At 64.0% G+C, this 12,409-nt stretch carries 10 protein-coding genes; 3 read left to right on the top strand and 7 right to left on the bottom strand.

What is annotated here, in order from left to right; genetic code table 11:
• Position 1: 1 nt before the first annotated feature.
• Positions 2-3,136: a multidrug efflux RND transporter permease subunit TMexD gene (gene tmexD / locus GV002_RS01270; protein ID WP_160016704.1), complete on the bottom strand. Its 3,135-nt coding sequence runs from the start codon at positions 3,134-3,136 to the stop codon at positions 2-4.
• 15 nt (positions 3,137-3,151) lie between these two features.
• Positions 3,152-4,324 (bottom strand): efflux RND transporter periplasmic adaptor subunit, encoded by a 1,173-nt coding sequence (locus tag GV002_RS01265; RefSeq protein ID WP_160016703.1) that lies wholly within the window; start codon positions 4,322-4,324, stop codon positions 3,152-3,154.
• A 172-nt stretch (positions 4,325-4,496) separates the two neighbouring features.
• On the opposite strand from GV002_RS01265, the gene GV002_RS01260 reads away from it, so the two are divergent.
• Complete coding sequence (locus GV002_RS01260; RefSeq protein ID WP_160016702.1) at positions 4,497-5,048, top strand: TetR/AcrR family transcriptional regulator; 552 nt, start codon at positions 4,497-4,499, stop codon at positions 5,046-5,048.
• A 27-nt stretch (positions 5,049-5,075) separates the two neighbouring features.
• Here GV002_RS01260 and GV002_RS01255 read toward each other — a convergent pair whose 3' ends face one another.
• The 5 genes from GV002_RS01255 to GV002_RS01235 form a co-directional block, all read right to left on the bottom strand.
• Positions 5,076-5,774 carry an SDR family NAD(P)-dependent oxidoreductase gene (locus GV002_RS01255; RefSeq protein ID WP_160016701.1) on the bottom strand — a complete coding sequence of 233 codons (699 nt, stop codon included), beginning with the start codon at positions 5,772-5,774 and terminating at the stop codon, positions 5,076-5,078.
• Positions 5,771-6,304: a DUF3833 domain-containing protein gene (locus tag GV002_RS01250; protein ID WP_160016700.1), complete on the bottom strand. Its 534-nt coding sequence runs from the start codon at positions 6,302-6,304 to the stop codon at positions 5,771-5,773. The genes GV002_RS01255 and GV002_RS01250 overlap by 4 nt, the downstream gene beginning before the upstream one ends.
• A gap of 8 nt (positions 6,305-6,312) precedes the next feature.
• The gene (locus GV002_RS01245; protein WP_160016699.1) at positions 6,313-6,858 is read right to left on the bottom strand and encodes a chalcone isomerase family protein; all 546 of its coding nucleotides are present in this window, start codon (positions 6,856-6,858) and stop codon (positions 6,313-6,315) included.
• Between the two features lie 130 nt (positions 6,859-6,988).
• The gene (locus GV002_RS01240) at positions 6,989-8,767 is read right to left on the bottom strand and encodes an acyl-CoA dehydrogenase C-terminal domain-containing protein (RefSeq protein WP_160016698.1); all 1,779 of its coding nucleotides are present in this window, start codon (positions 8,765-8,767) and stop codon (positions 6,989-6,991) included.
• Between the two features lie 273 nt (positions 8,768-9,040).
• The gene (locus GV002_RS01235; RefSeq protein WP_160016697.1) at positions 9,041-9,904 is read right to left on the bottom strand and encodes an MBL fold metallo-hydrolase; all 864 of its coding nucleotides are present in this window, start codon (positions 9,902-9,904) and stop codon (positions 9,041-9,043) included.
• 102 nt (positions 9,905-10,006) lie between these two features.
• On the opposite strand from GV002_RS01235, the gene GV002_RS01230 reads away from it, so the two are divergent.
• Entirely contained in the window at positions 10,007-10,906 is a 900-nt protein-coding gene (locus GV002_RS01230; protein WP_160016696.1) for a LysR family transcriptional regulator, read from the top strand.
• 80 nt (positions 10,907-10,986) lie between these two features.
• Positions 10,987-12,348, top strand: a complete 1,362-nt coding sequence (locus GV002_RS01225) for a putative bifunctional diguanylate cyclase/phosphodiesterase (protein WP_160016695.1) — start codon at positions 10,987-10,989, stop codon at positions 12,346-12,348.
• Positions 12,349-12,409: the final 61 nt, after the last annotated feature.

The raw sequence follows: 12,409 nt of genomic DNA, 5'->3' as shown, positions 1-12,409 counted from the left end.
ATTACTCCGCTTTGTGCAGGGGATGGTTGTCGGTTTGCTGAGGCTTGGTACGCAGCAGCGACAGCACCCAGACGAAGAAGATCGGCACGAAAATCACCCCGAGCAGGGTTGCGCTGAGCATGCCGCCCAGTACGCCGGTACCCAGTGCGCGCTGGCTGGCGGCGCCGGCGCCGGTGGCGATGGCCAGAGGTACCACGCCGAGCATGAAGGCCATGGAGGTCATGATGATCGGGCGGAAACGCAGGCGTGCGGCTTCGAGGGCGGCATCGCGCAGCGAGTAGCCGTCTTCCCACAAATCCTTGGCGAACTCGACGATGAGGATGGCGTTCTTCGCAGCCAGGCCGATCACGGTGATCAGGCCGACCTTGAAGTAAACGTCGTTGGGCAGGCCGATTGCGGTCACCGCCAGCACTGCGCCGAGGGCGCCGACCGGCACGATGAGCATCACGCTCAGCGGGATCGCCCAGCTCTCGTAGAGGGCTACCAGCAGCAGGAACACCACGGTGATGGCCAGGGCGAAGAGCATCACTGCCTGGCCGCTGGCGACGCGCTCCTGATACGACAGGCCGGTCCACTCGTAGCCGATGCCTTCCGGCAGCTCGGCGGCGATGCGCTCCAGTTCGGCCATGGCCTCGCCGGTGCTCACCCCAGGGGCGGCGTCGCCAGCGATGCGGATCGACGGATAACCGTTGTAGCGGGCGATCTGCACCGGGCCTTCTTCCCACTGGGTGGTGACGAAGGCGCTAAGGGGCACCAGGCCGCCGCTGTCGTTGGGCACGTGCAGCCGGAGCACGCTTTCCGGGGTCATCCGTTCGGCCTGCTCGGCCTGCACAACCACGCGTTGCTGGCGACCTGCGTTGGCAAAGTCGTTGATCACCGAGGAGCCGAAGGCGGTAGACAGTGCGCTGCTCACCGACTCGAAGCTCACACCGAGGGTACGCGCTTGTTCGCGGTCGATGACCAGGCGCAACTGCGGCGCCTCGGCCAGACCTTCCATCATGGCGTAGAGGAATTTCGGGTTGCCGTTGACCTTGCCCAGCACCTCGTCGCGTGCGGCGAGCAGGGCGTCGCGACCGAGACTGGCGCGATCCTGCAGGCGCAGCGCGAAGCCGCCGGAATTGCCCAGGCCTTCGATTGGTGGTGGTGGTACGGCCATCATGGCGCCGTCGTCGAGGTTGGCGAAGTGCTGGTTGACCGCTGTCGATTCGGCTTCCGGTGATTGGGTTGAGTCACGCTCCGACCAGTCCTTGAGCAGCGGGAAGGCGATGGCAGCGTTCTCACCCATGCCGGAGAAGCTGAAGCCGAGCACCAGGAAGGAGGTCTCGATGGCGTCGCGGCCCATCAGGAACTCTTCCAGTTCCTCGCCGGCAGCCGAGGTGCGCTCACGGGTGGCGCCCGGTGGCAGCTGGATGTCGACGATCATGTAGCCCTGGTCTTCGACCGGCACGAAGGATTCCGGCAGGCGCAGGTAGAAAAAGCTCATCAGCACCACGATGCCCAGGTAGACGAACATGAGGCGGCCTGCGCGTGGCACCAGCTTGCCGTTGAGCGCGGTGTAACGTCCGGTCAGGCGAGTGAACAGGCGGTTGAAGGCGCCGAAGAAACCGGTTTTCTCGTGATGCCCCTCTGGGATGGGCTTGAGAATCGTCGCGCACAGCGCCGGGGTGAAGGTCAGGGCAAGGAAGCCGGAGAACAGAATCGACACCGCCAGCGACAGCGAGAACTGCTGGTAGATCACACCGACCGAGCCGGACATGAAGGCCAGCGGCAGGAACACCGCCGACAGCACCAGGGTGATGCCGATGATCGCCCCGGACACCTGGCCCATCGCCTTGATGGTCGCCGGCACTGGCGCCAGGCCTTCCTCGGCCATGATCCGCTCGACGTTCTCCACCACCACGATGGCGTCGTCGACCAGGATGCCGATGGCCAGCACCATGCCGAACATGGTCATCATGTTCACCGAGAAGCCCAGCAGGTACATGAAGGTCAGGGTGCCGAGCAGGCACACCGGCACCACGATGGACGGGATCAGGGTGTAGCGCACGTTCTGCAGGAACAGGAACATCACCAGGAACACCAGCACCATGGCCTCGACCAGGGTCATGATGACTTTGTCGATGGCCACGTCGACGAAGCGCGAGGTGTCGTAAGGCACCGAGAACTCGACGTTGTCCGGGAAGTTCACCGACAACTCGGTCAGGCGCTGTTTCACCGCCTCGGCAGTCTGGATGGCGTTGGCACCGGGCGACAGCTGCACGGCGGCGGCGACGGCGGGCTTGCCGTCCTGGCGCGAGCCGAAGTTGTAGTCCTGGCTGCCGACCTCGATGCGCGCCACGTCGCCCAGGGTCAGGCGCGAGCCGTCCTGGTTGGCGCGCAGCACGATGGCGGCGAACTCATCCGGGTTGTCCAGGGTGCCCTTGACCGCCAGTGTCGCGGTCAGTTGCTGCTCGCTGGAGCCTGGCGTGCTGCCGAAGGCGCCGGCCGGCACCTGCACGTTCTGCGCGCGGATGGCGTTGTTCACATCGTCGATCGACAGGCCATAGCCGACCAGCTTCTGCGGGTCTATCCACACCCGCATGGCGGCTTCGGAGGCGAAGAACTGCAGCTTGCCGACACCAGGGACGCGACGGATTTCGTTGTTGATGTTGCGCGCGGCGTAGTCTGCCAGCGCCGTGGTGTTGTCGTCCTTGCCGCCATCCTTGTAGCTCAGCGCGTAGATCAGCAGGAAGCCCGCCGTGGCCTGCTCGGTCTGGATACCCAGGGTGAGCACGGCCTGCGGCATGCGTGCCTCGGCTTTCTTCAGGCGGTTCTGCACGTCGACCTGAGCCAGCTCAGGATCGGTGCCCGGCTGGAAGGTCACGGTGATCTCGGCGATACCGTTGGCGTTGCTGGTGGACTCGAAGTACAGCAGGTTCTTCGCGCCGTTGAGCTCTTCCTCGATGACGCTGGTCACCGAGTCGGTCAGCACCTGCGCCGAGGCGCCGGGATAGGTGGCGGTGACGGTGATCTGTGGCGGCGCCACGTTGGGGTACTGCGCCACCGGCAGGAAGGGGATGGCCAGCAGGCCGGCCAGCGAGATGAACAGGGCGACCACCCAGGCGAAATTGGGGCGCCGTATGAAAAACAGGGACATGAGGTTCTCTCCGGCTTACTGCGCCTGGGGTTGTGGAGCGTTCGCGTCGGATGCTGCGGCAGCTTCCCCGCGCGGCACGACCTTGGCGCCCGGCTTGATGGCGGCCAGCGAGCTGGTGATCACCTTGTCGCCGGCCTCGAGGCCTTCGGCGATCAGCCAGCGTGAGCCGTGCATGGCGCCGGTGGTGACCTGGCGAACCTCGACGGTGTCGTCTTCGCCCAGCAGCATCACGCTGGCCTGGCCGTCGGCGGCACGCTGCACGGCGCGTTGCGGTACCAGGATGGCGTTCTGATTGAGCCCCTGCGGCGTCAGCACGCGCACGTACATGCCGGGCAGTAGCACGCCTTGCGGGTTGTCGAAGCGCCCGCGCAGGGCGATCTGGCCCGTGCTGCGATCTACCGAGATATCGGTGAACAGCAGGGTGCCTTTGCTCTCGATATCGGTGCCATCGACGCGCAACGACAAGGGCTGATCAGCTGCACCGGCAACCTTGCCATCGGCGATGGCTGCGCGCAGGCGCAGGGCATCGGCGGCCGGCTGGGTGAAGTCGGCGTAGACCGGGTCGAGCTGCTGAATGCGGGCGAGCAGGGTGGCTTCACCCTGGCCGACCAGTGCACCTTCGGTCACCTGGGCGCGGCCAATGCGCCCGGCAATGGGCGCGCGCACTTCGGCGTAACCCAGGTCCAGGCGTGCGGTTTCCACGCTGGCTTGGGCCGAGCGCTTGTCGGCCTGGGCGCTTTGCAGGGCAGCCTTGGCCACATCGAAGTCCTGCTTGCTGACCGCATCGATCTTCACCAGTGGCTCGTAGCGCTTGACCGTGGCCTGCGCCTGGAACAGCTGCGCCTCGGCCCGGGCCAGTTCGCCCTGGGCACGGGACAGGGCGGCCTTGAACGGCGCCGGGTCGATCTGGAACAGCAGGTCGCCGGCCTTGACGTCGGCGCCTTCCTCGAAGGTGCGTTTGAGCACGATGCCGGCGACCCGGGCACGTACTTCGGCCACCCGCACCGGCTCGATACGGCCTGGCAGTTCGGCGATCACGGTGAACGGCTCGGTCTTGACGGTCAGCACGTCGACCTCGCGTGGTGGCGACTCACCCCATCCTTGCTCGCCTTGGTCGCAGCCGGCCAGGCCGATTGCCGCCAGTAGAGCGACCACTGAAAAAACGTAACGTCCGCGAATTCTGCTCATGCCTGTCACCTGGAGTGAGATCCATTTTCCCTGAAAGGCGCGAATGATCATACTTTGGCTAAAATGAGTCAATATTGACTCATATGGATCTTCTGTGAGCAAAATTGTAAGTCCCCGTTGAGTCTGGGGACTTTTTCTGCACAATGCGCGCTGCTCAAGCGGAGGGCCTTCGATGTCCAATGATGAAAAACTGCTCAAGGCCCTGGCCGTTGCCATCGTCGACCGCCCGCGGGCGACGCTGAAAGATCTGGCCGAAGCCGCGGGCGTCAGCAAGGCCACCTTGCATCGTTTCTGCGGTACGCGTGACAGCCTGGTCGAGCGCCTGATGAATCACAGCCAGGCAGCGCTCAATCAGGTGATAGAGGACGCCGACCTGCAGGTCGCCGATGTGGCGCAGGCATTGCGTAATCTGATCGAGAATCACCTCAGACACCGCGAATTGCTGGTGTTCATGATCTTCCAGTACCGCCCGGACAGCCTCGACCCGGACAAGGACGGTGCGCGCTGGATCGCCTACACCGATGCGTTGGACAGCTTCTTTCTGCGCGGACAGCAGGAGGGATACTTCCGCATCGACATCACCGCCGAGCTGCTGACCGAACTGTTCGTGTCGCTGATCTATGGCATGGTCGATGCCGAGCGCCGTGGCCGCGCCGCCAGTGCGCGTTCGCTGGCGATACTGGAGCAGTTCTTTCTCAAGGGCGCCGGGCAGCCGCGCCCCTGATGCCCAAGCCCCGTTGCCTGGCTGCTGTCACCACGGCAAGAGCTGACCGTCGTAGGCGTGGAAGCTACCGCTGTGCTCGGGCCCAAGGCTGTCGATCACCTGCAGCATTTCAGCGGCGGCTTGCTCGGCGGGTCGCGCCGCAGCAGCGCCGCGAAAGGGCTGCGACAAGGGTGAAATCACCGTGCCGGGGTGCAAGCTGAGCAATCGCGCCCTGGGTTTGCTGCGTGCCAGCTCGATGGCGGCGGTCTTGATCAGCATGTTCAGCGCCGCTTTGGACGCACGGTAGGCGTACCAACCACCGAGGCGGTTGTCGCCGATGCTGCCGACCTTGGCCGAAAGCATCGCCATGGCGCCCTGTTTGTCCAGCAGGGGCAGGAAGTGGCGCAGCACCAGCGCTGGCCCCAGTGCGTTGACCTGAAAGACTGCCTGCAGCGCATCGGCCTCGATCGCCGCCAGGCTTTTTTCCGGCGCGATACGGTCGCGGTGCAGCAGACCGGCCGTGTGCAGGATCAACTGATACGGTGCTTCGCCGGCCAGTGCAGTGGCGGCTTCGGCGATGCTGGTGGGGGCTTCGAGATCGAGCGCGGGTGAGCTGCTACGGCTCAGCTCACGCACGCCGGCGCAGTTGGGGTCTGCACGCAGCAACTGGCAGAAGGCCTGGCCAATGGTGCCGCTGGCGCCAATCACCAGCACCTTGTAGCCGTTGCCCAGGCTGTGCAGGGTCATGGCGTGGCAGCGCCACGGCGGAAGAACAGCGTGACCTGACCGAGTTCAATGCCGAACTTGCTCATGACCGAGCGGTTGATCAAGGTGTCGTCATCCATCAGGTACATCCAGTCGTCGAAGTAGACGACGTAGGTGCTGTCATCCACCGGCAGATTGAGGTGGTAACGCCAGCGCAAGGCGTTGCCGGCCACTTCACCGATGGCTTCGCCAACCACATCGTCGGCGGTGCCGATCCAGCGGCCGGCGCCGTCGGGCGTCAGTGTCCAGACCCTGCGCTGGCGAGTTCCGTCGCTGTACAGGAAGCGTTCGTCGAGGATCAGCTTGTCGCCCTCGCGGCGACTCTGGATATCGACGTGAAAGCGCTTGATCACCTCACCAGAGCGATCCTGGAACATACCCCAGGCCTGCACCGGCCCGGAGAAGTAAGTGGGCAGATCCAGCACGGGTTTTTCGTTGGCGTAGCGTTCTACCGGTACCTGGCCACAGCTGATCAGCAGCAGGCTGCTCAGCACAATCAACAGGGTTTTCATGCAATACCTCAGGGGTTGAGACCGAGCAATGCCGCGCGCAGCTTCGGACTGCGGGTCTGCGGATCGAGCCAGATGGAGAAGAAGGCGCGGGCGAACTCTTGATCATCGATGACGTGCTGCAGTTTGCCGTCGACGTAGAAGCGGCAGCCCTGGTCGGGCAGGAATACGCCGGTGATGCGCGTGCCATCCGTCACGTCGACGAACGCCTGGCTCATCTGCTGCGTCCACTCGGCCTGCTGCTCGCGGTCGAGGGGTTCTCCGTTGATCCGGCGAATTTCGTCGAGGCTGGTGTCGACCAGGGTTTCCCTACTGATGTTGCGCCTGTAGGTCAGTTCCAGAGCGAAGGGCTGGGTGAAGTCCACCTGCTGCACCGGGCTCCATAGCTTGGCGTTGTAGACCGAGAAACCGAACCAACTGAAGTCTCCACTGCCAACCAGGCTGACCTGTGGCAACTGCTCACGCCAGTCGGCCTGGCTGTTGCCTTGCACTGTGGCGCTGACCAACGCCAGCGTCAGTAGCAGGGTCGAACAGAGTCGCGATGTCAGGGTTGCCATGAGCCATCACTCCGCAGTTGATGTTGACCGTGACCAGCGTTTGGCCACGGGTATTGAATAAAAAAATCCGACAACCAAAAAGGGGAGAGGTGGGTTGTCGGATTGCGCAGCTTGTGGGTGCCGCCTGCGATCAGGCGGCGAACTCCTCGTCAGTGAAGGCCATCAGCGTCGCCTTGCCTGCCTTGATCTCGCTGAGCAGGGCGTCGGCTTCTGGCAGGATGCGGGCCATGAAGAAATCGGCGGATTTGATCTTGGCCGCATAGAAATGGGTTTCCGAACTGCCGGCATCGAGTTGGCGCTGCGCCAACTGGGCCTGCTGCGACCACAGCCAGGCCAGGCTGGTCAGGCCGAATAGGCGCAGGTAGGGCGTAGCCGCTGCAGCTGCCTGCTCCGGATCCTTGCTGCCTTCGCTGGCCAGCCACAGGGTGGCTTGCTGCAGTTGTTTCAGTGCCTGGGTGACAGCCGCTGCGTGCGGGACTTCGGCGTTGTTCTTGAGCCAGCCCTCGACCAGGGCGAAGAACGCGCGCACGGCGCGACCGCCACCAAGGGACAGCTTGCGGCCCACCAGATCGAGCGCCTGGATGCCGTTGGTGCCTTCGTAGATGCGGGTAATGCGGCTGTCGCGCACCAGTTGCTCGATGCCCCAGTCTTCGGTGAAGCCCGAGCCGCCCAGCACCTGCAGGCCCTCGTTGGCGCAGGTGAAGCCTTCATCGGTGAGGAAGGCTTTCACCACCGGCGTGAGCAACTGCACCAGATCATCGGCGCGGCTGCGCGTCTCGCTATCTTCGGCGCCGTGGGCGATGTCCTGCTGCAGGCCGGCGAAGTAGGCGAGGGCGCGGCAGCCTTCGATCATCACCTTCTGCCGCAGCAGCATGCGCCGCACGTCAGGGTGCACCATGATCGGGTCAGCCGGTTTGTCGGCGGCCTTCGGCCCGGAGATGGAGCGGCTCTGCAGGCGCTCTCGAGCGAAGCCCAGGGCGATCTGGTAGGCGCTTTCGGCCACGCCAAGGCCCTGCATGCCGACCATCAGGCGTGCCGAGTTCATCATGGTAAACATGCAGCTCAGGCCCTTGTTCGGCTCGCCGATCAGCCAGCCCTTGGCACCTTCGAAATTCATCACGCAGGTGGCCGAGCCCTTGATGCCCATCTTGTGCTCCAGGCCGCCACAGAAGGCCGGGTTGCGGCTGCCGTCCTCCAGCACCTTGGGCACGAGGAACAGGGAGATACCTTTGACGCTGTCCGGTGCGTCCGGCAGCTTGGCCAGCACCAGGTGCACGATATTGTCGACCAGATCGTGCTCACCGCCGGTGATCCAGATCTTGGTGCCGGTGATGGTATAGCTGCCATCCGCCTGCGGTACGGCACGGGTGCGGATCAGGCCGAGGTCGGTGCCGCATTGCGGTTCGGTCAGGCACATGGTGCCGGTCCATTCGCCGCTGATGAGGCGCGGCAGGTACTTTTCCTGCTGCTCGGGCGTGCCATGGCTGGTCAGGGCGTTGATGGCGCCGTGGGTCAGGCCGGGGTACATGCCCAGCGACAGGTTGGCCGAGCAGGTCATTTCCTCGACCAGCATGTTCAGTACATGCGGCAGGCCCTGGCCGCCGAACTCCGGGGTGCAGGCCAGTGCCGTCCAGCCGCCTTCAGCGAACTGCTTATAGGCCGCCTTGAAGCCGTCCGGGGTGCGCACGCTGCGTGTCTGCGGATCGTACTGGCAGCCTTGTTTGTCGCCGGGGCCATTGAGTGGTGCCAGCACGTTCTCGGCCAGCTTGGCCGCTTCTTCGAGGATTGCGCCGCCGAGATCGGCGGTGAATTCACGCTGTTCAGGCAGCGTTTGCAACAGGGTGTAGGCGTCGAGCAGTTCTTCGAACACGAAGCGCATGTCACGCAGCGGAGCACGGTAGGACGGCATGTCGATTTACCTAAAGCTGTACAAGATTTATTTATGTACAGTTTTTGTATAGCCGTTTGCCCTTCTTTGCAAGCCCTTTCGTGCACGTTCGTGCAATGGCTGTCGGGTCACGCCGTCGGTTGTGCAGGCTGTACAGGTTTTGCCGGCCCTGAAACGGCAACGCCCGACAGGTCATGGACGCTGTCGGGCGTAAGCATCACGGGCGCTGGTCCGGATAGTCCGGAAAGACTCGAGCCAGGCCGCGTGAATCAGAGGCAATCAGGACCAGGCGTTTCACGGCCACTGCATTTCTCCTTTGAGCACCTTGGCGCTCAGCTCCAGGCTGCTGTCATCCTGCAGTCGTGGAAAGCGCGCCTTCATCGCGGCGATCAGCGCCTGACTGTCCTTGGCCTTGGGCAGTTCCTGCTCCAGGGCCAGCAGGTAGTCACGGGTGAAGCGCAGGTCGGCCATGTTCATCGCCGGCTGGCCCAGGTAATGGCCCGGAATCAAGGTGGCCGGTTGCAGGGCTTCGAGTTCATCCAGCGACTTCAGCCAGCGCTGGCGGGCCTCAACGCTCTGTGCATCGGCGACCCACAAGTGGATATTGGCGCTGGTCAGCACGCCGCCGACCACGGCCTTGATGCCGGGAATCCACAGGCTGGTGTGCTGCGGGTCATGCCCGACCACCTCGATAGGCTCGCCCTCTAGTTCCAGCCGATTGCCTTGCAGGGCTTCGGGTACAAGGGTGCGGGCTGGTGCGCTGTCCTTGAGAATCGGCCCCCAGTAGGCCCGCTTGGGCGCGCGGGTTTTCTCGATGTAGGCGACGGTGGCCGGCGTGGCCAGCACCTTGGCTTCGGGATAGGCGCGGGTCAGAACGTCGAGACCGAAGTAGAAGTCCGGGTCACCGTGACTGATGAAAATGGTGGTCAGGCGCTTGCCACTGGCACGGATACGTTCGACCAGCGCCTGGGCTTCGCTGTTGGAGAACTGCGCATCTACCAGGATGGCGTCCTTCTCGCCGCTGATCAGCGTCGAGCTGACCGGAAATACAGCGGCTTCGCGTGGGTTGTAGGTGTCCAGTGTCAGCGGTTGGGCGAGGGCGCCGCTGGCAGCGGCGAGCAGGCCGAGGCCGGCGAGCAAACGGGTAACGTGGGACATGGCAATCTCCAGGCAGATTAGGGTGCGGCGCATCTTATGCGCTACCTGGCGAGCGAAAAGCCCCGTAAGCTGGCCATATTTGTTGCATGAATCGAGCGAATAATGGATCGACTGACGGCGGCGCGGGTGTTCGTCGAGGTGCTGGAGCGGGGCAGTCAGACGGCCGCTGCCGAGGCGCTGGATATGTCGCGGGCAATGGTTTCGCGCTACCTCGCCGAGCTGGAAGCCTGGGCCGGCGTGCGCTTGCTGCACCGCAGTACACGGCGACTGAGCCTGACGGGCGCGGGTGAACAGATGCTGCCGCAATGCCGCGAGATGCTGGCGCTGGCCGAGCGCATGCAGGCAATGGGGCAAGGTGCGGATGATGCGCCGCGCGGCACGCTGCGCATTACCTGCAGCCAGTCTTTCGCTCAGGCCTGGCTGGTGCATGCGCTGCAGGCCTTCACCGAGCGTTACCCGCAGGTCAGTGTCGACCTGCTGGTGGGCAGTGAGGCGGTCAATCTGGTGGAGGCGCGCATCGACCTGGCGCTGCGCATCACCAATCAGCTCGACCCGAATCTGATCGCCCGGCGCCTGGCGGTTTGTCGCTCGGTGGTCTGTGCCAGCCCGGATTACTTGGCGCGACACGGCACGCCGCAGCGCCCGGAGGATCTGGTCCGGCATAACTGTCTGGCCTACGCCTACTTCGGCCGCAGTCTGTGGGAGTTCGAGCATCGGGGGGAGGCGAGTGCCGTTTCGGTGTCCGGCAGCCTTAGCGCCAACGAGTCGATGGTATTGCTGGAAGCGACCTTGGCTGGTGCCGGTATCAGCCTGCAGCCGCTGTATTCGGCGGCTGCACCGCTGCGTGAAGGACGGCTGGTGCGCCTGTTGGCGGACTATCGGCCGCCTGAACTGGGCATTCATGCCCTGTACGGCACGCGTCGGCAGATGCTGCCGGCGATGCGCCTGTTGCTGGACTTCATTGCCGAGCGACTGGCCAGCGAGGCGCACTGGCAGCATTGACAGCCTGTCAAAAGCTGCGCCGGAAACTTGCATTCGGCCACGCAGCTTCAAGAATGAAGTGATCGGATCAGGATTTCACCATGCCATCACTCTCGAGCTTCGGCAGACGCGTTCGCAAACTCTGGCATGGTGCAGACCTGGCTCTGGTCGGCCAACGCCGCGAGCGCCGCATGCGCATGTTGTCGAGCCTGGTGATGATCGTGATGGGCCTGCTGTGGGGGCTGTTCTTTTCCTCTCGCGGCTACTGGGCCATCGTCATCATGGATGTGACCATCGTCCTCAGCGGTGTGGCGGTCTTCGCGCTGACCCTGCGCAACCAGGCCCGCAGCGCCAACCTGATTTTGTTCGGTGCGCTGATCCTTATCGTCGTCGCCTCGACCCTGCTGCTCGACCCGCCGACCCTAACGGCGCCGCGTGCGACGCATCTCTATCTGCTTCCGGTGGCTGTCGGCGCGTTGATGGCCTTCCGCGATGAACCCTTGTGGCTGCGTTACGGCATGTGCCTGTTCTGCCTGCTGCTATTCGTCGCCCTGGCCGCGTCCAACTGGCGGCCCACCGATCTTTATGCGCTGCCGGACGACGTGCGCATCGTCGGTTCCTGGGTGCAGGGTGCTGCGGCCATGGCGCTGTTCTTCCTCTTTCTGCATATCCTGCAGAGCGACACCGCCGAGCGCTCGGAGCTGGATCGTGACCTGCGCGCGGCCATTCGCGAGCAGCAGTTCGTGCTGTATTACCAGCCGCAGCTCAATGGCGCCGGGCGGGTCATCGGCGCCGAGTTGCTGATTCGCTGGCAGCACCCGCAACGCGGGCTGTTGGCGCCCGGCGAGTTCATCGATCACGCCGAGAATACCGGGCTGATCATCCCCATCGGCCAATGGGTGCTGGAGCAAACGGCTGCGCGCCTGCGTCAGTGGACGGATGACCCGCTCTTCGGCGACCTGGGCCTGGCAGTGAACATCAGCCAGAAGCAGTTCTCGCAGAGCAGTTTCGTCGCCGAAATTCTCGGCCTCATCGAGCGCCAGGGTATCGATGCCCAGCGCCTGGAGCTGGAGTTGACCGAGACGCTGATCGTGCATGACATGGAGGACCTCACGCGCAAGATGATGGCGCTGGTCGAGCATGGCGTGCGCTTCTCGCTGGATGACTTCGGTACCGGCTTTTCTTCCCTCAGCCACCTCAAGCGCCTGCCGTTGAGCAAACTGAAGATCGACCGTTCGTTCATCTGCGACGTACTCACCGATGCCAACAGCGAAACCATCGTGCGCACGGTGATCGCCCTGGGGCAGAGCATGGGCATGACGGTGATCGCCGAGGGCGTGGAAACCGAGGCACAGCGGCAGTTTCTGGCTGACAACGGTTGCAGTCAGTTCCAGGGTTATCTGCTCGGCCGGCCGATGCCCTTGGCGGATTTCTGTGCCTTCGTTCAGCGCCACAACGGCTGAATCCGCCTCCGTCCATCTACCATCTCCTGCCTGGAGTGAACTTGAAGCAAGTGGCTAGTGT

The organism is Pseudomonas sp. 8O (assembly GCF_902506495.1).
Lineage (GTDB): Bacteria > Pseudomonadota > Gammaproteobacteria > Pseudomonadales > Pseudomonadaceae > Aquipseudomonas > Aquipseudomonas chaetocerotis.
The sequence above is the reverse complement of the archived record's forward strand: the minus strand, read 5'-3'. Positions and strand labels throughout refer to the sequence as shown.